This is a genomic window from Marinitoga okinawensis (genome assembly GCF_055387075.1).
In genome coordinates this window covers 1,924,792-1,950,770 of sequence record NZ_AP042422.1, presented here as the reverse complement: position 1 = coordinate 1,950,770, position 25,979 = coordinate 1,924,792, and the positions used below count along the sequence as shown (strand labels likewise).

Annotated in this window: 16 protein-coding genes; 7 read left to right on the top strand and 9 right to left on the bottom strand. The window is 27.7% G+C overall.

Annotated features, from left to right (window positions below):
• Position 1: 1 nt before the first annotated feature.
• The 3 genes from ACZ5CK_RS09500 to ACZ5CK_RS09490 form a co-directional block, all read right to left on the bottom strand.
• Positions 2-1,945: a S8 family serine peptidase gene (locus tag ACZ5CK_RS09500; protein ID WP_464581574.1), complete on the bottom strand. Its 1,944-nt coding sequence runs from the start codon at positions 1,943-1,945 to the stop codon at positions 2-4.
• A gap of 15 nt (positions 1,946-1,960) precedes the next feature.
• The gene (locus ACZ5CK_RS09495) at positions 1,961-5,419 is read right to left on the bottom strand and encodes a hypothetical protein (RefSeq protein ID WP_464581573.1); all 3,459 of its coding nucleotides are present in this window, start codon (positions 5,417-5,419) and stop codon (positions 1,961-1,963) included.
• 187 nt (positions 5,420-5,606) lie between these two features.
• Complete coding sequence (locus ACZ5CK_RS09490) at positions 5,607-8,552, bottom strand: DEAD/DEAH box helicase (protein WP_464581572.1); 2,946 nt, start codon at positions 8,550-8,552, stop codon at positions 5,607-5,609.
• Between the two features lie 70 nt (positions 8,553-8,622).
• Here ACZ5CK_RS09490 and ACZ5CK_RS09485 point away from each other — a divergent pair, with 70 nt between their 5' ends.
• From ACZ5CK_RS09485 to ACZ5CK_RS09460, 6 genes are all read left to right on the top strand, one after another.
• Positions 8,623-9,324, top strand: coding sequence for a cytochrome c biogenesis CcdA family protein (locus tag ACZ5CK_RS09485; RefSeq protein ID WP_464581571.1), 702 nt, complete (start codon positions 8,623-8,625; stop codon positions 9,322-9,324).
• Between the two features lie 4 nt (positions 9,325-9,328).
• The gene (locus ACZ5CK_RS09480) at positions 9,329-9,994 is read left to right on the top strand and encodes a thioredoxin family protein (protein WP_464581570.1); all 666 of its coding nucleotides are present in this window, start codon (positions 9,329-9,331) and stop codon (positions 9,992-9,994) included.
• 159 nt (positions 9,995-10,153) lie between these two features.
• Positions 10,154-11,407 carry an adenylosuccinate synthase gene (locus tag ACZ5CK_RS09475; RefSeq protein WP_464581569.1) on the top strand — a complete coding sequence of 418 codons (1,254 nt, stop codon included), beginning with the start codon at positions 10,154-10,156 and terminating at the stop codon, positions 11,405-11,407.
• A 260-nt stretch (positions 11,408-11,667) separates the two neighbouring features.
• Complete coding sequence (locus tag ACZ5CK_RS09470) at positions 11,668-14,142, top strand: ATP-dependent Clp protease ATP-binding subunit (RefSeq protein WP_464581568.1); 2,475 nt, start codon at positions 11,668-11,670, stop codon at positions 14,140-14,142.
• Between the two features lie 56 nt (positions 14,143-14,198).
• The gene (locus ACZ5CK_RS09465; protein WP_464581567.1) at positions 14,199-14,516 is read left to right on the top strand and encodes a hypothetical protein; all 318 of its coding nucleotides are present in this window, start codon (positions 14,199-14,201) and stop codon (positions 14,514-14,516) included.
• A gap of 1 nt (position 14,517) precedes the next feature.
• Positions 14,518-15,576 (top strand): hypothetical protein, encoded by a 1,059-nt coding sequence (locus ACZ5CK_RS09460; protein ID WP_464581566.1) that lies wholly within the window; start codon positions 14,518-14,520, stop codon positions 15,574-15,576.
• Here the strand turns inward: ACZ5CK_RS09460 and ACZ5CK_RS09455 are convergent.
• From ACZ5CK_RS09455 to ACZ5CK_RS09430, 6 genes are all read right to left on the bottom strand, one after another.
• Positions 15,573-16,649, bottom strand: coding sequence for an HD-GYP domain-containing protein (locus ACZ5CK_RS09455; RefSeq protein WP_464581565.1), 1,077 nt, complete (start codon positions 16,647-16,649; stop codon positions 15,573-15,575). The genes ACZ5CK_RS09460 and ACZ5CK_RS09455 overlap by 4 nt on opposite strands.
• 9 nt (positions 16,650-16,658) lie before the next feature.
• Entirely contained in the window at positions 16,659-17,729 is a 1,071-nt protein-coding gene (locus tag ACZ5CK_RS09450; RefSeq protein WP_464581564.1) for an HD-GYP domain-containing protein, read from the bottom strand.
• Complete coding sequence (locus ACZ5CK_RS09445; RefSeq protein ID WP_464581563.1) at positions 17,726-18,739, bottom strand: HD-GYP domain-containing protein; 1,014 nt, start codon at positions 18,737-18,739, stop codon at positions 17,726-17,728. The genes ACZ5CK_RS09450 and ACZ5CK_RS09445 overlap by 4 nt, the downstream gene beginning before the upstream one ends.
• 13 nt (positions 18,740-18,752) lie before the next feature.
• Positions 18,753-19,973 carry a M16 family metallopeptidase gene (locus ACZ5CK_RS09440; RefSeq protein WP_464581562.1) on the bottom strand — a complete coding sequence of 407 codons (1,221 nt, stop codon included), beginning with the start codon at positions 19,971-19,973 and terminating at the stop codon, positions 18,753-18,755.
• Entirely contained in the window at positions 19,948-22,137 is a 2,190-nt protein-coding gene (pnp, locus tag ACZ5CK_RS09435) for a polyribonucleotide nucleotidyltransferase (protein ID WP_464581561.1), read from the bottom strand. The genes ACZ5CK_RS09440 and pnp overlap by 26 nt, the downstream gene beginning before the upstream one ends.
• A gap of 119 nt (positions 22,138-22,256) precedes the next feature.
• A complete protein-coding gene (locus ACZ5CK_RS09430; protein ID WP_464581560.1) occupies positions 22,257-24,443 on the bottom strand; it encodes a methyl-accepting chemotaxis protein in 2,187 nt (728 codons plus the stop codon).
• Positions 24,444-24,649: 206 nt separating this feature from the next.
• On the opposite strand from ACZ5CK_RS09430, the gene glmM reads away from it, so the two are divergent.
• Complete coding sequence (gene glmM, locus ACZ5CK_RS09425; RefSeq protein WP_464581559.1) at positions 24,650-25,966, top strand: phosphoglucosamine mutase; 1,317 nt, start codon at positions 24,650-24,652, stop codon at positions 25,964-25,966.
• Positions 25,967-25,979 lie beyond the last annotated feature (13 nt).

Sequence of the window (25,979 nt, the reverse complement as noted above, 5' to 3'; positions counted from 1 at the left end):
TTTAGAAAATTGTCCAAGGAATTATACCAGGATCAACTTGACCAACAAATCTATTATCTTCAACAAATCCCTTTGATTGTCCATATGGAATTATACCAGATACAGGAACAGGGTGGTCATTAATAGTAGCAGTACCTTCAAAAGTTATCTCACTAGCATTTTTTGTTACATCTCTATATACAAATAATCTAAATTGACCACTTAAATTTGAAAGATCAAAAGATACATTAGTAGCTTCTTCATCTATTGAATATGTGTGTACTACATAAAATGGTGAATATAAATAATTAATATTTTCAACCATTAATGTGGCACCACCTGTAAATGTTGAATCAAAGGTTAAATCCAACGTAAATGATGAATCTAAATATAGATAAATTTCTGTACTATTATTTGTAAAAGTAATATCTTTAATTAAAGTAGTAGCTTCTTCTGATCTGAAAATAGGTGAATCTAATTGTAGATAATCAGGTCCACTTAAAATTAAAGTATAGGTTCCGGGATCAACATTAGACAATTCAGCCCAACCATCATCTGTAGTTACATAATAATTACCGCCATCTCCATTTTTCCTAATCAACGATAAAAATATATTTGATAATGGCATACCATCATTGCTATATATATAGAAATCTCTTGTAGATCCAACATCTGTTGGCAATGTTGCATTAACAGCAGCTGCAGCATCAATTCTTCCAAATCCTGATGCATGATCCCAACCAGTTTTATCAATATCTACAGCTGTATTTTCTATCATTTTTCTTATTTGATATGGTGTTGCATTTGGATGTAATTGTTTTAATAGTGCAGCTAAAGCTGAAACATGAGGTGTTGCCATTGATGTCCCATTCCAGTAATCATATGGTTCTCCATATACTGCAGGAGTGCTTCTTGGAACTGTAGATAATATTTTTTCACCAGGTGCAGCTACAGATATTGTATCACTATGATTAGAAAAGTTTGTAATTTCATCTCTTGCATTTGAAGCAGCAACGGCAATAACTCCTGGATATGATGAAGGATAATGCCAGTGTTGATCAGTATGAGAATTTCCAGCTGCAGCTACAAATACAGCATTATTAGATAATGCATAATCTATAGCAGTTTTTAATGTTTTAGAATATCCACCGCCTCCCCAACTATTTGATAATACTTGAGCTCCGTGATTAACAGCCCAGATAATTCCTCTTGCTACATAGGCATCACCAACATAACCAGGTTGGAAAATAGGAATAGACATTATTTTTGCACCATATGCTAAACCAACAACGCCTTTACCATCTTTTTTAGCGGCAATAGTTCCGGCAACATGTGTTCCGTGTTCGTCACCTAAATATTTATCGTTCTCATAATCTTCGTCTGGCATTATTAAATTTCCAGTTACAGGATCAAATCCAGTAACAAATTGTCCTTGTAAATCAGGATGTTGTGCATCTATAGGTGTATCTACAACAGCAACAATTACATTTGTGCCTGTAGCTACTTGCCAAGCTCCCTTTGCACCAATTTTATCTAACCCCCACAAGCTATCTTCTGAAACACCATCGATATTTTTTGTGATCGTATCATCGACAATTCCAGGAGTAGGATCTATTAATTCTCTTTTGAAACTTGGTTCAACATATTTTATTCCTTCTAATTTTAGGGATTTTAACTTTGAATAAGCTTCTTTAACTGTTCCGTTGAATTTAATTCCAACAACCTTAATTTCTGGTATTTCAATATATACTTCTCCATTTAATAATTTTTTTATTTTATTAACAGCTTCTTTGTTTTCATAACCAACGAGAAGCCTTCCTTCTATGATTTGTTCATTATTAAATTCTCCAAAAGATACATTATTTGATAATTTATCAGAATTGTTATTTAATAAAGAAGACTGACAACTGGCAAATAGAAATAAAACAGATAGAAATGCAATCAAAATATATTTTAAATTTTTCATATTCTCCCCTCCTTATTATTGTTTTGACCAATCATTATTATTTCTTAAACTGATTTCCCATTTATTATAAAATTTCAAAATGCCTTTTACATCTAATTTATCGTTTATAGTAGCATCTTTTGTCAGGTTATCAGAACCACCTTTGTATACATATATTAAAGAAGTTCCATCAGTAGTGTCATATTCTAACTCTAGACCATAATTATCCATATTTGTAACAGTACCTGATGTGGTTACTAAAGAACCAGTATATGGATTTAAATTATCTCGGCCAAAAACTTCTTCAAGTAAATCAGGAGTTAAAGTTAATGGAGATAATTCGTTAGATGATTCTTTTGATAATATTTCTACGTTTTTCATAGCAAATTGTTTTCCCGAAGTATCAGAATACATGTCTCCTTTAACAATTAAAACATCTCCTATATTTACGTCTTCAACATTTGAATCAAATTTTAATTTAATTGCTTTTCCTGTATCAGGATCTTCTAAATAAACGTATTTTTTATATACATGAACAACATTTCCTTTAATATTTATTCCGAATAAATATGTATTGTAGTATTTATCTTGAGCTTCTGGAATTGAATAATGATCATATACTTCCGTTCCTGTAGTAAATGTATTAAATGTATCAGCATCGACACCACCAAATGGATCAACCTTATAACCTTGATCAATAGATACCGAAATTGCGCTTGAAATACCATCATATGTCATAGCATATGCTAAATCCACAGCCCAGGAATATGTTTTGTTTGGTTGTAATGGTTCATTATAGTAAAATGCTCCATCAGCATTTAATAAGAACCATTGTTGATCAGAATAACTTATAGATAAAGATTTTGGGCCAACAACATCATACATTTGTTGATATAACTTACCATCTTCACCTATATAACCAGGTAATAAATGTTGATCAGATTGGACTAAATCATATATCCATAATGTGTATTCAAAAGTAGCATTATCTAATGAATCATCATGTTTTACAGGAGTTATTTCAAAAATAGGCTCTCTTGCAACATTTGTTGCTAACATAGATGGAGAAGTTAATTGAACGTCAAACATTCCAAGTGGAGTAACAGAGCCTAATTTGTGCATTTCAGTTTCACCGTCATCATATACAGAACTTACTGCGTAATAAACGGTTTTTCCAGGTTTTAATTCTGGAGAATAATCTCTAAAGACTTTGTTAGTTTTGGCATATTGTGAAACATACCCAACTTTTTCCCAGTTTGATCCATCAAATGATCTATAAATATTATAGCCATTTGGCCATTGATAATATTCATGATTTGGATCAAATGCATCTGCAGGAATCCACCAGACTTCAACCCAAAGATTTGTATTATTAGGAGCACTTTCAACAGTATAATTTAGTGATTTACCGAATTTATTTTCAAAAGCCTTAATTTTTTTATCAATATTCTTTTTAATTAATGTATTTAATTTAATATTAGATTTTTCAATATTATTTCCTTGATTATAAAAACCTATTTCCATTCTTCTGGTATATGCATCTAAGTTTGTTCCTATACCATAACTTGCCCAATCTTGAGGTATGAATTTAGGTAATTTAACATCATTATTATTTAATATATTTAGATATTTAACTAATTCTATTTGATTATCATTATAATCATATACTGTAATATGTAAATCTGTTAATCCATTATAATCAAAAGTATTAAACGCAAATGCGACCTCAGATGCACCGCTGGTATATCCTCTATCTCCAGTCATAAAACTCGAACCTGGAGTTTTTCCTAATGATGCATATATTATATTAATATGATCATTTGATTTTGGAGTGGCAGCAACAGTTACAACTATTGGACCTGCAACAATAGATGAATCTAAACTAATTTCGTCTAATATTCCACTAATATATTTTGAATAATCATATACATGGAAATCAATCTCTGGTAATATTTGTGTATCTGGATCAGGATTTAATTCTGCTTTTCTTAGAGTTAAATATATTTTCTTTGTTTCGCCTACATTTAGCATTAACCCATCTACTTTAGTTAAAGCATGATTCATTTTTGTTGCTTCAATAGTTAATGATGTTGAGTCTTCACTAATATTGAGTGTAAATGTAGCCATACCGCTTTCATCAGTTTTAGCAGTTAATCCATTTACTGTAACTGTTGCATCGGCTACAGCAGGACCGGATTTTGCATCGGTTACATATACAACAGCTGTGGCATTACCAGTTAAGCTTTCTATTGTAGGAGTATATGAAAATGCTTTTTCAGCAAATCCACCAAATGGATCTTTTGCAACAACTATATAATTACCATCTTTATTTTCCGTATTAAAGAAACTTCCAACTTTATCTTTTTCTAATAGTGTTGAAGCATTAGGTGTGCCTGAATATATTTCATATAATAATTCATCATTATCATTATCAATAACATCCCATATAAATCTAACAACAGTATTATTAACTACACTAGATGCTACGTCACTATCAAAAACAGGATTAGAGTTAGCTTTTAATGTAAATGACCATTCAGGACTTTTAGTTTCAAAACCCTTTGAATCTCTTGCAATAATGTACCAAGAATGGGATTCTTCAGGGGATAAACCTGATAGAGTTAATTCCATTTCATCAGTAGTTGCTAACATTGTATCATCAACATAAACATCAAATTCTAAAGCATCATTATCAACATCAGTAGCTAACCATGACAATGTTAATATTGCACCATCATCAAATGTTGAATAATCCCAAGAAACATTAGCTGTACCATTTTCAGGTGTTGGATTTCCAACTTCTGGAGAATGATTTTCTCCTTCGTATGATTCATTAGCTACTTGGAAAGAAAATACAGAACTTTCAACTTCAATATTTCCCAATTCAATAGCAACAACCTTAAACTTATAATCTCCAATAGTAGATAAATTATTAAATTCAAAAGATTTTGATATGGTTGTTCCAGCTAAAGTGAAATCAGCATCTCCAGGTTTTTGTAGCATTACTTTAAATTCATAATTTCTATTATCAACAAGAGATAATACTTCCCAGCTTATTACTTTTGATGTATTTTTTAACACTGAAGTATTATCTTTTGATAATACTTTAACTTTTTTTATACTTGGAACAACTTTAAAAGTTAATGGTTTGGTTTTTACGGTTTGTTTATCTGTAGAAACCTCAACATAATATGAATAATCACCCAAAGTAGCTAATTTTTCTTCAGGAATAGTAACTGAAGTTAAATTTGTTCCATTTTTTTCAAATACAGTAGTTGCACCTTTTTTTACCACAATTTTAGAATTAAAGCTATCAACACCAGCAACAGACCATTGGATATCAACTGAAGTTTTTACTGGCACAACTCCATTAATACCAGTTACGGCTTTCGTAATAGAAACTGTTAACGGAATCTGTTGTGTAACACATGATGAAAATAAAAATAGTAAGAAAACGCTAAGCATTAGAAAATAAAAAACTTTTCTGTCTTTCATTCTTCAACCCCCTTTATTATGATATTGAAAAATTTTATATAAGAATTTAACACACTATTATACAATAAAATTAAATGAAATTCAAGTGAATTATAAGTTAATCTAAAAATGTATAAATTAATTTTGTTTCTTGATTGAAAATTTAATTAACATAATAACATTTATAAAAAATAGAGCGTTTAACGCCCTATTTAAATAATTGCATGATATCTTCTTTTGTTAAATTTTTTAATAATGATTTTTCTTCTGTAATTGCAAGGTTATATAAATCATTTTTTGCATTTTTTAACTTTAATATTTTCTCTTCAATAGAATTTTTTGTAATAAACTTATATACAAATACAGGTTTTGTTTGACCTATTCTATATACCCTATCTGTTGCCTGGTTTTCTACAGCTGGATTCCACCACGGATCATAATGTATTACATAATCTGCTCCTGTAATATTTAATCCGGTGCCACCAGCTTTTAAACTAACAAGAAGAATTTTTATATTGTTATCATTATTAAATTCATTGATTATTTCTACTCTTTTTTTAGTTTGACCGGTGATTTTATTATATTCAATATTTTCTTCTTTTAACCAATCTTCCATTATATAAATCATTTTTACGAATTGAGAAAAAACAACAATTTTATGATTTTCTTTTAAAACTTCTAAAACGAATTTTTTGAATTCATTAAATTTAGAAGATTCAATATTTACGCCTAATAATTTTGGATGATTTACTACTTGCCTTAAACGAAGTAATCCTTCTAATACACTAAAATTTAAAGTTCCCTGTGACATTGCAATTTTTTGTTTATACTCATTTAATATTTGATGATATATTTTTAATTGATGCTGTGTCATTTCATTGAAGATATATTCTTCTGTTTTTGGTGGTAATTCTTTTAAAACATTTTCTTTTTTTCTTCTCAAAATAAATGGATTGATTTTTTTCTTTAACTTTTCTATACTTTCCTTATTTGCATAATTATATTTTCTTAAGAAATCCTTTCTTTTCCCAAAGAATCCTGGCATTAAGAATTCAAATATATTATATAAATCGTTTAAAGAATTTTCTAAAGGAGTGCCGGTTAAGGCTAATTTATGAGACGCTTTTAATTTTTTAATAGCTGAATATAATTTTGTTTCATGATTCTTTATATATTGAGCTTCGTCGAGAATAATATAAAATAATTTCATTTTTTTAAAGTTGTCTATAGAATTTCTTATTGTTCCATAAGTGGTTAATATTACATCAACATCATCAGGAATATCTTTTTGATTATTATGATATATATAATATTTCAAATTAGAAGTAAATTTTTCTATTTCGTATGCCCAGTTATATACTACAGATCTAGGGGTAATAATTAAAAACTTTCTTTTTTTCTCTTTTAAAGATAATATTAATGCTATAGTTTGTACAGTTTTTCCAAGACCCATATCATCTGCTAATATACCATTAAAATTAAATTCTTGAAGATATCTAAGGAAATAATATCCCTGAATTTGATAATCTCTCATAGGTGATTTTAATTCTGGAATATCATATTCTCTGATTTTTTCAAAGTTTTTAATGTTTTCAATAAAAGATTTTGTTTTTTTATCTAAGGATTCCAGTTTTAAATTAGGATTATTTAAAAATGAGTATATATTATAACTTTCAATTTCCACTTTATCTTTTTTAAATTTCAAATCTTCCAATCTTTCTAATATTTTTTCTGGTATTTTAATGATGGTATCATCTTTTAGAACTATAAAATTATCTTTTCTGTTTCTCAAAATATTTATATCAATTTTTTTATTGTCTTTTAAAATTATTTCTCCGTCAACATCAAACCAATTATTTTTTAAGTTTAGTTTCATTTGTATGCTTTCAATTTCCTGTCTTTTAATATTTTTATTCATTTTTATTATTATATTTTTATCTAAGAATTTTATTTTACTATCGATAAAATCAAAAAAAGAATCTATATCTAATGCTCCTTTTCCTTTTTCATCTAAATCAATTCCTGCATTTTTTAATGAATTTAATAATTTATTTTCTTCATCAAAATTTCTATATTTATAATCATTATAGAATTCTATTTCTGTACCATATAAAAATTTTCCTTTTAAATAGAATTGATCGTTTATGAAGCTAATATATAAATTTAATTTAGGAATAAAAATATCTTTTTTAATTCCTAAATTTTCATCAATTTCTATTTCAAAACCATATTTTTCATATTTTATAAGATTATCTTTAATGAAAATTTCGAGTCCGTTTTTATCTTTAAATTTGACATGTGTTTCTATTGGACCATAATAAGGGAAAAGTATATTTGTTTTTGATTTTATTAATGACAAAGTGTTGTTTTCAAAATAAGCATAATCATCATATGTTGAGACGATATTTTTTTTATTTAATTCTGGTAGTAGTTTAATAGTAGAAATATTCTCTTTAATATTACCACTAACATATAATTTAAATTTGATATCATCGTTCCATACTATTTTTTTCTTATTTTTTAATAGAATCTTTTTACTTTTTATTTTTTTAAGTTCTTCAAAATTTTTTAAAATTAATTTATACTCAGAAGTTCCACTAATGTGAATAGGAACTAATAATTTTTTTATATCATTTTCGTCTTCTGGTATTTTTGTTTTTAAAAAACTCAGTATTTTTTTATATGTGTCAATATCTTTTCTTAAGACGACTCTCTTTTCTTTTAAGCGTCCTAATTTAACATAAGTATATGGGTTTTCTGGGTAAATTAAATAATATGTATCTCCATAATCATTTATTCCCAGATATTCATCAATATTTACTTCGAGATGATAATCGTCATTAAATTTTCCTTTATTTTTTAAATTATTTTCTATAGTAAAAATTAATGCAGCTATATGAGAACACATTTTATTTTCCGAAACATGACTGCATGTACACATATGTCCTATTTTTAATGTTTCTTTATTTATATAAAAGAAAGGCCTGAAATTCCTAACATCATCATTTACGATTCCAGTGAAACTTAATAGCTCATCACCATATTCAACAAAATCCTCAACTTTAAGATTTTTAGCTTTTTCAAGTATTTCTGGTGAAATGGAATTTTTGAAATCTTCAATTGCATTTAATATTTTGAATAAATTTTTAATCATAAAATATGCACCTCTTTTTTGAAAAAATGGAGTTTTTTTGTTATAATTGAAAATAAAATGGAGTTTTTATATGGTAGGTGATTTAATGGAAACATTTACATTATCTGTTCAACCTGATATTACATATATTAGTGCTTTTTTAGGTGGGATAATATCCTTTTTTAGTCCGTGTGTTTTACCCCTTGTACCATTGTTTTTTGGTATATTGATGCCGGATTTGAAAAATGTTTCATTAATCTTAAAACGTGGTATGGCATTTTTTATAGGATTATCATTGTTTTTTTCAATTCTTGGAGCTTTGGCAGGAATAGCTGGATCAATGTTATCAAAATACCAATTCATATTTAATATTATAGCAGGAATTTTCATTATTTGGTTGGGGATTTATTATTTGTTTGATAAAAAAGGATTTAAAGGTGCTAAAGTTAATCTTTTAAAACATAAGAATACATCGTTTATCAGTGCATTTGTAATGGGTATTTTAATCTCATTTGTATGGATACCGTGTTCGGGACCAATTTTAGCAGCTGTGTTAACATTTGCATCTACAACATCAAATATATATAAAGGCATGCTTATGTTATTTTTATATTCTCTTGGTATATCTATACCATTTTTGTTTTTAAGTGGAATTGTAAGTAAATTAGTTTCTAAAATAACCTTTGGAACACCAAAATGGGAGAAGTATTTAAAAATTCTTGGTAGTATATTATTGATTATAATAGGAGTATTGGTATTATTAAATAAATTTAACACATTACAGGGAGTGTGAAATAATGAGAAAAATATTAATTGTGGTTGTATTGTTGGTAATTTCTATTTATTCTTTTTCGAATGTGAAATTAGATGATTTTGTTATTCATGATTTTAATAACGCAATAAAAATAGGTGATATAACTGGTAAAAATGTAATTGTAATGTTTTCTTCTGAAACATGTTATTACTGCAAAAAGTTTAAAAATGAGGTTTTAGTTGATAAAGAAATACAAAAATGGTTAAGAACGGAATTTGTTATTGCAGAAATAAATCCAGATAGAAATAAAAAAGCTGTTTATAAGGGGAAAACATTAAATTATGCGGAATTATTTGGTGCATTTGGGGTCAGAGGAACTCCGACATTTTTCTTTTTTAATAGCAAAGGTGAAGCATTAGCGCAATTGCCAGGATATGTAGAGAAAGATACTTTTTTATCGATATTAAAATATTTTAAATATTATAGGAATGAGAAAATTAGTTTTAAAAATTTTTTAAGCAAAAAGGTAGATGTGGTAATTGGTAAGAAAATACTAAAGTTAAATAAAGAAGATATAGATTTTCTTTTGAAGAATGATCCTAATACAAAAAAGTACAATAAAAAATTAGATGAGTTTACAAATGTTGTTATGGATGAAGAAGATAAAAAAGTAGAAGATAAATATTATGTTGTAATATATAAAAAATAATACAATATATTGTATTTTTTTCGACTTATGATATAATATATCTTGTTATAATATTAATCTTAAGGAAGGTTATATTATGCGAAAGAAAAAATTACAAAAATTAATATATAATAAAAAAGCCCTGTAAAGGGGCTTTTTTACTTTGTTGGAGGTGAAAATATGGAAAGGGTTGCGATTGTTGGAGCTCAGTGGGGAGATGAGGGTAAAGGTAAGGTGGTAAATTACTTTTCAAAAAATTATGAATGGATAGTAAGATTTTCTGGTGGTGCTAATGCAGGGCATACTATTTATTATAAGGATAAAAAATATGTGAATCATTTATTGCCTTCTATAATACCAGAAGGTGAATCAAAGGCATTTTTGGGCGCTGGAATGGTTATAGATATTGAACAATTAATAAAAGAAATAGAAATATTAGAAAATGATTTTCCAGGTGTCTCTTCTAAAATATATATTGACTTAGAAGCATTTATGGTTTTACCTTATCATAAAGAGGAAGATGAAATTTTAGAAAAATTAAGGAAAAATCCAATAGGAACAACCAAAAAAGGGATTGGTCCATCTTATACTGATAAAGTGTCAAGAGAAGGTTTTAAGATTTATCATTTATTTGACGAAAAACTTTTGAAACAAAGATTAGAGGAAGTCATATTTTTGAAGAAAAATATTTATGGTGAAATGTTTAATTTTAAATCTGAAGAAATATTTGAATATTTAATAAATCAAAAGAAAAAGCTCGAGAAGATGAATGTTAATTTTACTTCAGCAATAGATATGGCAAATGTATTTAGAAATACTTCGGTGCTTTTTGAAGGTGCCCAGGGAGTATTGCTTGATCTTGACTTTGGTACATATCCTTTTGTGACGTCTGGAGCAACTATGGCTCACGGAGTATCTTCGGTTGGTTTTTCGACATTTGAATTAGATGAAGTTCTTGGTGTATTAAAAGCTTATACTACAAGAGTTGGGGAAGGACCCTTTCCCACAGAAGAGCTTGGAGAAATGGGAGAAATGATAAGAAAAAAAGGTAATGAATTTGGTGCAACTACGGGAAGGCCAAGAAGAGTAGGATGGCTGGATTTACCAGCATTAAGATATGCAAAATTAAGATCGGGTTTAACGAAATTTGTTATTACAAAAGCAGATGTTTTAAATGGTTTAGATAAAATAAAAGTATGTGTAGCATATGATGTTAATGGTGAAATAAAAGAAGTCCCAACATCATCATATGATTTTTTTGTTGGAAAACCTGTATACGAAACATTGGAAGGTTGGCCTGATACAAAGCATATAAATTTTCTAAAATACATGTCTTTTATTGAAGAAAAAACAGGTGTAGAAATTCCATATATTTCTTATGGACCTAAAACAAATGAAATGTGTACAAAAAATGATCTTATATTTGAAATATAAACGACCTCTTTGGAGGTCGTTTTTATAATAGAAATTTTTAGTTAATATTTTAGAAATAAAAAGATAGTATCATAAAATTGTATTAGCAATCTAATGTTAATAGTGATAAAAAGAAAAAGCGATTTTGAACTTTTTTAAAAATATTCAGTCTAAAAAAACGGAATTCAAAATAAATTATTTTTTTAAGTTCTATTTAGCAAATAAAAGTTACAAATGCTAAAAATTAAAATTAAAATAAATAACATTAGGAGGTGTTGGAAATGATGAATCCAAAGAATTTTACAGAAAAGGCTCTGGAGATAATAGAAAATGCAAGGACTTTAGCGAACGGTTATGGAACTAATGTGGTAACTCCAGAACATATTACCTTAGCTATTCTTGACAGTGATGATGAATATGTAAAGAGGCTTTTTGAAACAATTAATGTTGAAGCTATAAGGGAGAATATTGAGAGTGAGTTAGAGGAAAATGTTCAATATTCTTTTGGTGGAGTAAGAGATAATAGAGTATATATTTCTCCAACATTAGAAAGAATTTTTGAAATAGCTAAATCAGAAGCTAAAAAAACAAAGCATAAACTAATAACTACATTACATTTGCTATTAGCAATAATGTTAGATGGTACATCATATTCAGCAAAATTATTTTCAAAATACGGGTTAACAACAAATGAAATCTACGAAGAATTGAAAAATATAAAGGTAACTAAAGAAGGTGCGGAAGAAAATATTGCTGATGTTCTTGCTCAATTTACTATTGATTTAACAAAAATGGCAGAAGAAAAGAAATTAATGCCAGTTATAGGTAGAGATTTAGAAATCCAAAGAACTATTGAAATTCTTAGCAGAAAAACAAAAAATAATCCAGTATTAGTTGGAGATCCAGGTGTTGGTAAAACAGCTATAGTTGAGGGATTAGCTCAAAGAATTATAAAAGGAGCTGTACCAGATGCTTTAATTGATAAAAAGATATTACAATTAGATATGGGAAGACTATTAGCTGGTGCTAAATTTAGAGGAGAATTTGAAGAAAGATTAAAAAATGTAATAGATGAAGTGAAAAAGCAAGGAGATAAAATAATATTATTTATAGATGAATTGCATACAATTATAGGAGCTGGTAAAGCAGAAGGAAATTCAATGGATGCAGCTAATATGTTGAAACCAGATTTAGCACGTGGTGAATTAAGAGTAATAGGGGCTACAACATTAGATGAATACAGGCAATATATTGAAAAAGATAAGGCTTTAGCAAGAAGATTCCAACCAGTTCAGGTTGATGAACCAAGTGAGGAAGATGCTATAGCAATTTTAAGAGGTTTAAAGGAAACATTTGAAAAACATCATAATGTTAAAATAGATGATAGTGCTGTAGTTGCAGCGGTAAAGCTTTCTCATAGATATATAACAGATAGATTTTTACCAGATAAAGCTATAGACTTAATTGATGAAGCTTCTGCTAAAGCAAGATTAGAAAAAAGTTCGAAATTGTCTAATATAAAGAAATTAGAATATGAAGCTAAAGAATTAGAAGAAGAGATAAATGAGTTAACAGTTAAAGGTGAATATGAAGAAGCAGCATTAAAGAAAAAGGATTTATTTGAATTAGAGCAACAAATAGAAAAATTAAAGGAAGAATATGAGAAGGAGAAGGATAAAGAAGAAGAGGAAGTCATAGTAGATGAAGATAAAATAGCAGAAGTAATAGAAAAATGGACAGGTATTCCAGCTAAAAAAATGTTAGAAGAAGAAAGAGATAAACTATTAAATTTAGAAAAAGAGATACACAAACGTGTAGTAGGTCAAGAAGAAGCTATAATAAAAGTTGCTCAACATGTAAGGAAAGCAAGAGCTGGATTGAAAGATCCTACAAGACCAATTGGCTCTTTCTTATTCCTTGGTCCAACTGGAGTGGGAAAAACAGAACTTGCAAAATCTTTGGCTGAAGTATTATTCGATACAGAAGAAGCATTAATTAGAATTGATATGTCCGAATATATGGAAAAACATGCAGTTTCTAGATTAATTGGTTCACCTCCAGGATATGTTGGATATGAACAAGGTGGTCAATTAACAGAAGCTGTAAGAAGAAAACCATATTCAGTAATTCTTATTGATGAAATAGAGAAAGCACATCCAGATGTATTCAATATTTTATTACAAGTTCTGGATGATGGAAGATTAACAGATGGAAAAGGAAATACGGTAGATTTTAGAAATACAATTATTATTATGACAAGCAATATAGGATCAGAAAATATATTATCAAAACTTGAAAATAGAGGAAAATTAGGTTTTGTGAATGAAGAAGAAAAAATAAATGAAGAAAAAGATTTAGAAAAAGTTGTAAGAGAGGAATTAAAGAAATATTTCAGACCAGAATTTTTAAATAGATTAGATGAAATAGTTGTATTTAAACCATTAACTATTGAAGAAGTTAAAGAAATTGTTGGCATTATGATGAGAAGATTAGAAGAAAGGTTAAAAGAAAAAGATCTAGAATTAATGATTACAGAAGATGCAAAAGAATATATTGCTAAAAAAGGTTATGATAGAATATTTGGAGCAAGACCATTAAGACGAGTTATAGAAAGAGAAATTGAAATGGAACTAGCAAATAAGATTATTGCAGGAGAAATACCGCCAAAAAGTAAAGTTATAATAGATTTAGATGGAGATAAATTAACAATTAGAGTAGGAAAGGGCGAAATAAAAACAAAAGATGAAGAAAAATAGATTCCGGCATAAGCCGGAATTTTTTTTATTATGATATAATAAGTAGGGGTGATAATATGTTATGGTTTAAAAAGAAGAAAAAAGAAAAGGATTTAAATAAAAATCCCTTTTATAATGAACAAAATGCATTGGTTATATATTTTAAATGTAATAATTGTGGAGAGAAGTTTAGAAGTTACTTGAGAAAAGGATATGATTTTTCTAATTCTTATGATGGAAAATCAGTATATGTGATTAATAAAGAGTATATAGGATCGAAATGCTCTGAAAGAATACAATTAATTGCTGAATTTGATGGAGGATATAGATTATTAAATTTTGACTTAATTGGAGGAACAGCAATAAAAAAAGAAGAATTTGAAATGGAGGATTAAAATGGAAGGTTGGATACCTACTCAAAGATTAAAAAAAGTTGTAGAATTTGCAGATAAATTTTGCGGAAATGTTGAACCAACTCATAGGTATATATATTTATATTTTGATAAGGTCTTAAGGGTATCCATGACTGATGGTTGTGCAATAGCTGATATGTTTTTTTCAAAAGAATTTTTTCCTTTTGAAAAAAGTTATAAAATACCTATTCAACATTTAAAAGGGTTACTAAAGGGGTTAAAAGAGGAAGAAAATCCATTTGTTAGGATGTTAGCTTTAGATGAAGGATTAAAAATCGAATTAGAAAAAATGATTTTAAATATAGAAAGTCAAAATGAAGAAAGACCGTTTTTAACAACATCAAATAAAAATCCATTTTTAAATATTCAATTAAAAAAATTTATAGATGGTTTGGATTTTACTAGTATTCAAGGAATGGAAGGTGAGTTAATAGATTTTTTTACAGATGAATCAAATAACTTATGGGGAATTTTTAATGGTTATAATATGATTTCATATTATAATTTTGGTAAAAGTAAAGAATCATTATTTAGAAGTATTCCATATGTTAGCATTAGACATTTAATAAAATCTTTGTCATTGATTACAAATGAAAAAATTCATGTTTTTTTGAATAATGAAAGTATAAGAATAAAAGGAACTGGTTATAATATAAACGTATGCAGTACTATAAATCCAGCAAGAAAAAATATAAATATAGACAATTATAAATATAATGAGATTATAAAAAGCGAATTAAAAGATCTAAGGAAATTATTAAATAAAATATATACATCTTTACCTATGAATGCCAAAGCTTATATTGTTTTTGGTAAATCTTCTTATATTGTTGCAAAAGATAAAAACACAACAATTACTTGGAAATTTAATGAAAAATTTCAAAATAATTATTTAGTTGAAATAGCACCGAGAAAATTAAGATCTATATTATCTCGAATGAAGGGTGAATTGACAATAAACTTGAATAAAGATAAAATTTTAATAAAGAAGGATGAAAAATATTTAGAAATAAAAGTTAAAGAATATAAAGAAAATAATTAATCCATATCTTCAATGTAAACATAACCTAGAATTTTTTTAATTCTTAGTTTTTTTTCTTTATTAAGATTTATAGTATCTGTGTCGGTTTTTATTATAGGACTCATTTTGTTTTTTCTATTTGAAGCTACAATTATTCCTTTTTCTCCGTTGCTAAGTTCAACTTCCATTCCTGGTGGGAATAAACCAAAAGCATTAATCAAATCCTGGGTAAATTTAGGATCAAAATCTTTATTAACATGAGAAAGTATATAAGATAAGGCTTTGTATGGCGTCCAGGGTTCTTTATAACTTCTTTTGCTTGTTAATGCATCAAATACATCGGCTAAAGCTAATATTCTCCCAAATTTTGAAATTTCGTTTCCTTTTTTCTTAAAAATGTATCCAGAACCATCAAATCTTTCGTGATGATCTGAAGCGCCATTGATAACAATATTTTCAATAGTTTTTGAATTTTCCAGAATTTCTTTAGTAAAAAAAACGTGTTTTTTGATGAAATTATATTCATCAGGATTCAGTTTTCTTGGGGCGTTCAATACTTCTAAAGGTATTTTTGTTTTTCCAATATCATGTAGCAAACCAGCTAAGGCCAAATTTAATAAATCTTGTCCTTGAATATTTTCTTCCAAGCCAATTAGGGTTGCTAAAATCATAACATTTAATGAATGAGAATATAAGTATTCATCGTATGTTTTTAATTTTTTTAATGGAATATATAATTCATCGGAGAAATTTTTTTCCATTTCTTTTGTAATATTCGCAGCCACAGCGTATGATTTTTCAACATTTAATTTTCCTGTAGTTTCTAAGTCATTAAAAATATCTTTAACTTGTTTAAATCCTATGTCTAAGAGATCTTTAGGTAATGTGCTATGAGAATATGCAGATTCTAAGACATTAAATTCATTTTTTACCTCATTTACTGGAATTCTAAAAATTCCATTATTTTTTATTATTTTGATTTTTTCATTATCTAATACTGTTCCCTTTTCAAATAGGACTTTATTATTAAAATCTCTTATATCCATTGCTAAAACCATACCTTTTGATACTTGATTTAATGAAATAAATTTCATCTTATCGCCTCACTCAATATATATATAATCTAATACTTTTACTATTCTTAATGATTTTTCCTCACTTAAATCAACAATATCTCCGTGATCTATTTTTATTAGAGGCCTAATTTTATTACTTCTATTTGATGCAACAACTGTTCCAAATTTTCCATTGCTTAGTTGGACTCGAGTACCAGCAGGATATATTCCAAAAGCGTTTATTAACCCTTGTGCAAAAGTGCCATCGAATTGCTTTTCAACATTAGTTAATATAAAAGATATAGTTTTATATGGCGTCCAAGGACCTTTATAACTTCTAACGCTTGTTAAAGCATCATATACATCAGCTATAGCAATTATTTTACCGAAATCACTAATTTCATCATGTGTTTTTCCCTCTAAATATCCTCTTCCATCAACCCTTTCGTGATGCTCATATATTCCGCTTACAATAGCAATTTCTTTAATGTTATTTTGCAGAGCTAAATTTTTCCCGAATAGAACATGATTTCTCATAGTATTCATTTCTTCTTCATTTAACGGTCGAGGAGCGTTCATAATTTCTTTAGGTACCTGTGTCTTTCCTATATCATGTAATAATGCTGAAATAGATACATTTAATAACATATCATCTATAATACCATTTTCAACGGCTAATAACGAACTAATTATCATTACATTTAAAGAATGAGAATATAAATATTCATCAAAATCTTTTAACTTTTTTAGTGGAACAAATAATTTTTCAGAATAATTGTTTTCAATATCATTTTTTATAGATGATGCAATATCAATTACAGTATCTATATCAATATGACCAGTTTGTTCGACATTTTTAAAAACTTCTTTAACTTTTTTGTAATTCAAATCAAGATTTTCTTTGCTAATTACACTGTGCTTTTTAGATTCTTTGGCAATATTATTTATAACTTTTGTAGATTTGACAGGAATATTAAAAATTCCAGCTTTTTTTAAAATGTAAATAATTTTTTCATCCATTTCAGTACCTTTTTCTAATATTACTTTTCCAGTAGTATCTCTAACATCTAGTGCTAATATCATTCCATATTGAGCTTTATTAATTGGAATAATTTTCATTCAATCACCTCTTTTATATAGAGGTTGCTATCAGGTCCAGTTTGAGTTCTTTGACCCTTTATAAGAACCTCAGGGAAAAACTCAATATCATTTCTTCTTAAAACTGTTCCTATTGCACCATTACTTAATTTTACTTTAGTGCCAGTTGGATAATATCCGGTAATTTCATATAGTAATCCGACATAATATGGATCAAAAATAAAACCACATTTTTTTAATATCCAGGATAATGCCTGATACGGTGTATAACCTAATTCTGTTAACGAAGTATATGCATCAGCAACTTGAGTTATTCTAACCAAAGGAGGTATTTTTTCACCTTTAAGATGAAATTTTCCTTTTCCATCATATCTTTCATGGTGATATAAAATACTTTCTAATATTTCATGATTTAATGTAGCTTTTAAATCTTGTAATTTTTTATAAGCAACGATATTATGTATAAGTGCATTTTTATCATCTGATTCAAAATCATTTATAACCCTTTCGTCTAACATAGCATAGCCAATATCATGAATTAAGGCAAATTTTATAGTTTGTTTATACATGATATAAGGAGTTTCTATTTTTTTGGCAATAATAGATACTATAATAGCTGTATTTAAGGAATGATATGTGAGGCTATCTTTACCATAGGAATTTAAGAAATTTAAAATAAAATGTTCTTTTACATTTAATGATTTATATATTTCTTCAGTCACATTATTTAGGGAAATATATAATTCTTCTTTTGTAAAATGATGAAATAAATCTCCTATAGAATCAATCCATTTACCATAAACATTTTCATCAATAATTAAAGGGACATCTTCAAAAGCTTTTTGAGTGAAGGTTGAAACATTGCTTTTATCAAGTATTTCTATTTCATTAATATCACTACTAAGAATGAGGTCTATAGTATTTTGATCTAATTTCTGACCTTTCCTTAAGCTTAATCTATTTTTTAAATTATATATATCTTCCCCTACAATCATTCCAGGTTTTAGATTTGTTATTTTAATCTTACTCAAGTTCCCATCCCCATTATTTTGGTTTAACTATAGAAATATAAGGTATACTTTTAAAAATATTTTCTGATAATTTTTTTATGTCACTATTATTTTTAGAATTTATTAATTTAACGATTTTATCGATATCAATAAGTTTGTTAAAAGATAAATAATAGTCCAAAGCTAAAAATCCAAAATTTAAACCGTTTTCTGTTTCAAGCATATATCTTCCAGAAAGCCTTTTTTTTCCATATTCAATCCAATTTTCGATATTGTCAAGATTGGATAAGTTTTGTAGGTTTTCGAATACAGCGTTATTTAATTTATCAAAATTTTCTGGTACTGTAGCAGCAAAAATTGTAAAAGTACCATTTTTATTATAAGCGGAATAATCTGCTGTTATTTCATAAGCTAATCCAAGTTCTTCTCTGATTTTTGTAAATAAAAGTGAACTCATTCCACTTCCTAAAAAAGTTTTTAGAATAGCGGCAGAATAAAAATCATCTGATATTTTTGATGGAGCTTTAAATGAATAAGCCACATAAATCTGGGATAAATCATCCTTTTTTTTCTCTGTTTTTTTAACCATTTCGTTGAATTCAGGACTTTTAAATTCACATTTTTTTCCTGATTTATTAGGAATAAGAATATTGATATCATCTAATAAGGAATTTAATTCCTTTTCTGGCCCAACAAACATCATTACTATATTTTGAGGATTGTATTTTTCATTATAATACTCTTTAAGTTTTTTGCTATTTAGATTAGAAACACTTTCTTTAGTTCCTAACACAGGAAAAGCGAACTCATTTGAAAACATTATTTTATTTAATTGTTCAAATGTGTTTTCTACAGGCTCATCTTCATACATTGCAATTTCATCTAATACAATTTTCTTTTCTTTTTCAATTTCAGTTTCATCGAATTTAGCATTAAATAAAATATCTGTAATTATTTCTAAAGCAACTTTTGAAGCTATTAATGGTACTTTAGCATAATATGCTGTTATATTTTTTCCAGTAAACGCATTTAACGACCCACCAAATTCTTCGATGGGTCTTTTTATTTCTTCCATATTTCTATTATATGTGCCTCTAAAAACAGAATGTTCTATAAGATGAGAAATTCCCATTAATTCCTTAGGTTCATGTGCAGATCCAGATCTTACAGCTGTGATTATAGAAATACTTCTGATACTATTTCTTGGAATTAATAGTATATCTAATCCGTTATTCAGACTTACTTTCTTTATCATTCTTTTCCTCCGATTTATGATATGATCTTCTATTATTACTATTCCTGCTTCCGCTTTTTCTCGGAGCAGTTTTTTCTCCAAATTTTTTCAATTGTATTCTTCCGCTATCATCTATACTAATTATTTCTACTTTCATTATATCACCAATTTTAATTGTTTTTAATAATTCTTTAGCATCTTTACCCAAATTAGACATATGTAATAAGCCTAGTTTTCCAGGAAGTATTTCTACAAATAAACCATAATTCTCAATTCTGGAAACTTTTCCGTCGAAAACTTCGCCTTCTTTTACTTCCTTTATAAGGTTTTGAATATATGTTATAGCATCATCAACATTTTTTACACTAGAGCCACTAACTTTTGTTAAACCTGTTTCATCATCAATGGATACTTCCACATCAAAGTCTTTATGAATTCCCTTTATTACTCTTCCACCTGGTCCAATAACTTCTGAGATTTTATCCAGAGGAATTTTTGTTGTTTTAATCAAAGGTGCATATGGAGAAAGTTCTTTTCTTGGTTCTGGAAGAGTTTTATACATTAAATCTAAAATATGCAATCTTGCAATTTTAGCTCTTTTCAATGCTTCAGTTAAAACTTCTTCGTTAACTCCGGCAACTTTAACATCCATTTGGAATGCAGTTATTCCATCTCTTGTTCCAGTTACTTTGAAATCCATATCTCCCAAATGATCTTCCATTCCTAAAATATCTGTTAAAACGACAAATTTTTCATCTTCAAAAATTAAACCCATAGCCACTCCAGCAACATGCTTTGGCATGGGAACACCAGCGTCCATTAGGGCTAAAGAACCAGAACATACTGTTGCCATTGAAGAAGAGCCATTAGATTCTAAAATTTCAGAAACAACTCTAATTATATATGGAAATTCTTCTTCAGAAGGTATTAAATTTTTTAAAGCTCTTTCAGCAAGATGACCATGTCCAATTTCTCTTCTGCTTAATCTTAAACCTTTAACTTCACCGGTGGAAAAAGGAGGGAAATTATAATGTAGCATAAATCTTCTTTCGCCTTCTTCAAAAACAGTATCAATAATCTGTACATCAAATGGTTCTCCTAATGTAACTACACCTAAACTTTGTGTTTCTCCTCTTGTAAATAGAGCTGAACCATGAGTTTTTTCAAATAATCCAACTTCACAAGTTATAGGTCTTATTTCATCAATTTTTCTTCCATCTGCTCTGGTATTTTCTTCAATAATCATTTTTCTCATTAATTGTTTAATCTTTTCATCATAATTTTCGTATAAAAACTTCTTATATTGTTCAAAAGTTTCATTATCCCATTTTTCAATATATTCTGTTTGGAATTTTTCTAATAATTCTTTCTTATAAGAATCTAAAGCGTCATCCCTATCCTTTTTTCCTTTTACTAATATTCTATTTTTTAATTCATTGTCATCAATGAGTTTTTCAAAATCTTCTACAAATCCTTCAGGAACTTCTGGTGGAATAACTTCCCATTTTTCAATATTAAATTCAGATACTACTTTCTCTTGGAATTCAATTATTTGTTTAATGGCATCATGAGCAAATAATAAGGCTTTTACCATATCTTCTTCTGATACTTCTAAAGCTTCACCTTCAACCATTGTGATAGCTTCTTTTGTTCCTGCAACAACTATATCCATTTTGCTGTTTTTTAATTCCTCTTGTGTAGGAAATACAACGAATTCATCATTTACATAACCTACTCTAACTCCAGCAACCATTCCTTCAAATGGTATTGGTGATAGGTTTAATGCAAAGGAAGCACCTGTAATTCCCCAAGTTTCAATGCTATCGTCATTATCCATAGAAAATGCAGTAACTATAACCTGTATATCATTATGAAAATCTTTTGGGAATAAAGGCCTTATAGGTCTATCTATTAATCTTGAAGATAAAATAGCTTCACTGCTAGGTCTTCCTTCTCTTTTTAGAAAACCTCCAGGAATTTTACCTACAGCGTAAAATTTTTCTTGAAATTCTACTGTTAATGGTAAAAAATCTATACCCTCTTTAGCTTCTTTAGATGCAGTAGCTGTTACTAAAATAGCAGATTTGCCATATTTTAACAAAACAGAGCCATGAGCTTGTTTTGCCATCTTTCCATGTTCAATAACTAATTCTCTGCCGAAAATTTCAGTTTCCCATACTTTCATTTATATCACCCCTTTTAAATATAATTATAACATAAAATTGGGCAAATTCATAAAAATATAACATGTGTGTAAATAATAAATCCTCGGGTATGAAAATATTCCCGAGGATTTATTGGTTCTTAAATTTTAAATTGATTAAGTTTATTATTTAATTGATCCACTAATTTTTCTAATTCTTCTGCTTTGATATTTACATTTTCTATTTCTTTACTTTCTTCTTCGATTTCTTCTGTTATTTCTGTTATTTCATTTGATATTTCTAATATCATTTGTGCTGTTTTGTCACTTGCTGCTGCCATTTCTTCTGTTGATGCACTTTGTTCTTCTGCACTTGCTGTTAATCCTTCTATCCTTTGATTTATGTTCTCTACTCTTTCTAATATTTGTTGGAACTTTTCTTTTATTTCATCTGCATTGTTTTCTACTTCATTTATTACTTTTACTGTGTCTTCTGTTGCTTTGTTTGCATTTTGCGCTCCTTCTTTTATTTCTGTTAGGATTTGGGCTATTTCTTCTGTTGCTTTTTTACTTTCTTCTGCTAATTTCCTTATTTCATCTGCTACTACTGCAAATCCTTTTCCTGCTTCTCCTGCTCTTGCTGCTTCTATTGCTGCATTTAATGCTAATAAATTTGTTTGTTCTGTTATGTTTGTTATGGTGTCTACTATTTCTCCTATGTTGTTTGCTTTTTCTGCTAATACTTCTACTGTTTTTTCTGTTTCTTTTGATTTTTCTACTGCACTGTCTATTATTTTTGTTATTTCTGTTATTGATTTTTCTCCTTCTTCTGTTAATTGTGTTGTTTCATTTACTTCTTCCGCTATTTCTACCGCTGTACTTGATACGTTTTGTGCTGCTGTTGATACTTCATTTACTCCAGATGTGAGTTCTTCTGTTGTTGCTGCTGCATTTTCTGCATTTTCTTCTATCATTTTTGTTTTTCCTAATACTTCTTCATTTGCTGATATGGTTTTTTCTGATACTTCTGTTAATATTTCTGATGATTCTTCTATTTTTTTACCCGCTTCTAATAGCCATTTTATTGTTTCACTTAATTGATTTGCCATGTTTTGTAATGAGTTTGCTATCATTGCTGTTTCATCTTTCCCTTTTGATTCAAATTTTATTGTGAAATCTCCTGTTGCAAATTTGTCTACTTTTTTACTTAGTTCTATTAACGGTTTTGATATTTTTCTTGAGAAGAATAATGATATTATTATGGATATTATTAATACCAATACTGTTGTTATCATCAGTATATTTTTTATTTTTTCCGATGCTCTGAATGCTTCTTTTGTCGATACTTCAGATATAAATGCCCAATTTATTTCTTTGTATTTGAATGGTGTATATGCTGCTAATACTTCTTCTCCTTTAAAATTTTTTGATATTTCCCATCCCGTTTCTCCATTTAATGCTTTTTTTATGTAATCTGTATCTACTTTTTGTTTTAGTATTGTTTCTTTTCCCGGTAAATTACTTCTCATTATTTTATCCTGTCCTACTATATATGTTATCCCTGTTTCTCCCATTCCACTTTTGTCCTGGAGAATCGGATTAATTTTATTTAATGATATTCTAAATATTAAATAACCATATAATCCAAAATCTTCATCTTCTACTTTTATTCCAGCAAAAAAAGCAGGTTCTCCATAGTAGTTATCAATGTTAGAGAAATGAACATCATCATCATTTTTTTCTTTTAATAATAAATATAAATTTGATAGTATAGTATTTTCATTATTTAAATTTGTAGCAAAATCTTCATTTTTTCTAACAGAATAAGCTACAATTCCATTAGGTAATATTAACAACATGTCATCATAATTTTTGATATTTATAAAATCTCTAAAATCATTTTGAAGTTCTGAATGTATTACGCTGTAATCATTAAATAAACTAAGAGTATTTTGATCGAATTCATCTTTTTTGAAATTTTCATCATAATAATAATCATATAATTTTGATTTGTCTTTATAAGGATTATTAAATATATAAATATTTCTTAAAGTATCCAGGATTTTATTCATATTCATAGATGATTGCATATCCTCCATAAAATTAGAAAAAGAAAAAAATGCGTCTTTAATATTTTCAAATTTATGAATGTATTCTAAATCAGAATTTGCTTCATCAAGAATGTTTTTTATAAAATTCATTTTAAGATTTCGAGCTGTTATTAATTTTTCAGAAAAGCTTTCTTTTAGCGAGTTTTGTGAATTAGATACACTTATTATAAAAAATGACAATAATACAATTAAGATAGTTATAGTAAATAGTAAAGTAATTTTTCCCTGAATTTTCACTATTTTTGCCTCCTTTATGAATTTCTATATAATTATATCATGTGATATATTAATTTTCAATTAAATCATGATTCGTTAAATATGTGTATTATTTTAGAATGGCTATCTAATACTTGTAAATTTTGAATATACTATGATATAATTGATTTTGCAAAAAAAAAATAAAAAAATAAAAAAATAATTTTACACGAAAAGAGGTGGGAGATGTGAAAAGATTATTTGGAACAGATGGAATTAGGGGATTAGTAAATGAAGAATTAACAGTGGATTTAGTATATAAAATAGGAAATGCATTAGGGAGAATGTATACAGGAAAATATAAAAGATTGTTAATAGCAAGAGATACAAGAAATTCTGGCGAAATGCTTGAAGCTGCGCTAGCATCAGGTGCATTATCAGCAGGATTAAATGTGGAATTTTGTGGAGTGATTACAACACCAGCACTAGCTTATTTGACAAAAAGTGAGAAAACATTAGGAGTGATGATATCCGCATCTCATAACCCTGCAAATTACAATGGGATAAAAGTATTAGCTGAAGGATTTAAAATCTCTGATGAAGATGAAATAGATATTGAAAATTTAATTTTAGAAAAAAAACCAGAATATGTTCCATATGGTGAGATAGGGAAAATGAATTCATCGCATTTAAAAGATAGATATATTGGGTATATAATTTCTTCCTATGAAATAGAAAATATTCCATATAAAATAGCTATAGATGTTGGTAATGGTGCTACAGGTTCAGTGTTAGAAAATATCTTTAATGCATTTGGATTGGAGTATGATCTTTTCTTTAATGAACCAAGTGGGTTAAATATTAACGAAAAATGTGGATCTACTCATCCGGATGTATTAGCAAATATAATCAAAAATGATGAATATGATATGGGTATTTTATTTGATGGAGATGGAGATAGATGTTTGTTTATAGATAAAAAAGGGAATTTGATAGATGGAGATAAATTAATGGCAATAAATGCCTTAAAATTAAAAGAAAAAGGAAGATTAAAAAATGATACAGTAGTGGCAACTATTATGAGCAATTTGGGGTTAGAAAAATTTTTGTCCAGTCATGATATAAAATTGTTAAGAACATCTGTAGGGGATAAATATGTATTAGAAAAGATGATAGAAATAGGTTCTAATTTAGGTGGAGAACAATCAGGTCATATCATTTTCTTAGACAAATCAACTACAGGGGATGGAATAATAACAGCATTAGAAACATTAGATACGTTAAATTATTTTAATAAGAACATAGATGATATAATACAAGAGATTCCTGAATACCCACAATTATTAAAAAATATTTCTGTAAAAGATAAAAAAGCGATAATGGAAGACAAAAAACTAAAAAAACTAATAGAAGAATATTCTAATATTCCTAATTTTAGATTAGTTGTAAGACCTTCTGGTACAGAACATAAAGTTAGAATAATGGCAGAAGGTGAAGATGAAAATGTTGTATATAAAGTAGTTAATGAATTATATGAAGTTATAGAAGAAATTGACAAATATTAAACAAATAGGCGCT

Excerpts from the sequence above, each read along its gene's own strand:
- ACZ5CK_RS09490 (WP_464581572.1), bottom strand. The coding sequence starts at position 8,552 with ATGATTAAAAATTTATTCAAAATATTAAATGCAATTGAAGATTTCAAA.
- ACZ5CK_RS09465 (WP_464581567.1), top strand. The coding sequence starts at position 14,199 with ATGTTATGGTTTAAAAAGAAGAAAAAAGAAAAGGATTTAAATAAAAAT.
- pnp (WP_464581561.1), bottom strand. The coding sequence starts at position 22,137 with ATGAAAGTATGGGAAACTGAAATTTTCGGCAGAGAATTAGTTATTGAA.
- ACZ5CK_RS09480 (WP_464581570.1), top strand. The coding sequence starts at position 9,329 with ATGAGAAAAATATTAATTGTGGTTGTATTGTTGGTAATTTCTATTTAT.
- ACZ5CK_RS09460 (WP_464581566.1), top strand. The coding sequence starts at position 14,518 with ATGGAAGGTTGGATACCTACTCAAAGATTAAAAAAAGTTGTAGAATTT.
- ACZ5CK_RS09485 (WP_464581571.1), top strand. The coding sequence starts at position 8,623 with ATGGTAGGTGATTTAATGGAAACATTTACATTATCTGTTCAACCTGAT.
- ACZ5CK_RS09450 (WP_464581564.1), bottom strand. The coding sequence starts at position 17,729 with ATGAAAATTATTCCAATTAATAAAGCTCAATATGGAATGATATTAGCA.
- ACZ5CK_RS09455 (WP_464581565.1), bottom strand. The coding sequence starts at position 16,649 with ATGAAATTTATTTCATTAAATCAAGTATCAAAAGGTATGGTTTTAGCA.
- ACZ5CK_RS09495 (WP_464581573.1), bottom strand. The coding sequence starts at position 5,419 with ATGAAAGACAGAAAAGTTTTTTATTTTCTAATGCTTAGCGTTTTCTTA.
- ACZ5CK_RS09475 (WP_464581569.1), top strand. The coding sequence starts at position 10,154 with ATGGAAAGGGTTGCGATTGTTGGAGCTCAGTGGGGAGATGAGGGTAAA.
- ACZ5CK_RS09470 (WP_464581568.1), top strand. The coding sequence starts at position 11,668 with ATGATGAATCCAAAGAATTTTACAGAAAAGGCTCTGGAGATAATAGAA.
- ACZ5CK_RS09500 (WP_464581574.1), bottom strand. The coding sequence starts at position 1,945 with ATGAAAAATTTAAAATATATTTTGATTGCATTTCTATCTGTTTTATTT.
- ACZ5CK_RS09440 (WP_464581562.1), bottom strand. The coding sequence starts at position 19,973 with ATGATAAAGAAAGTAAGTCTGAATAACGGATTAGATATACTATTAATT.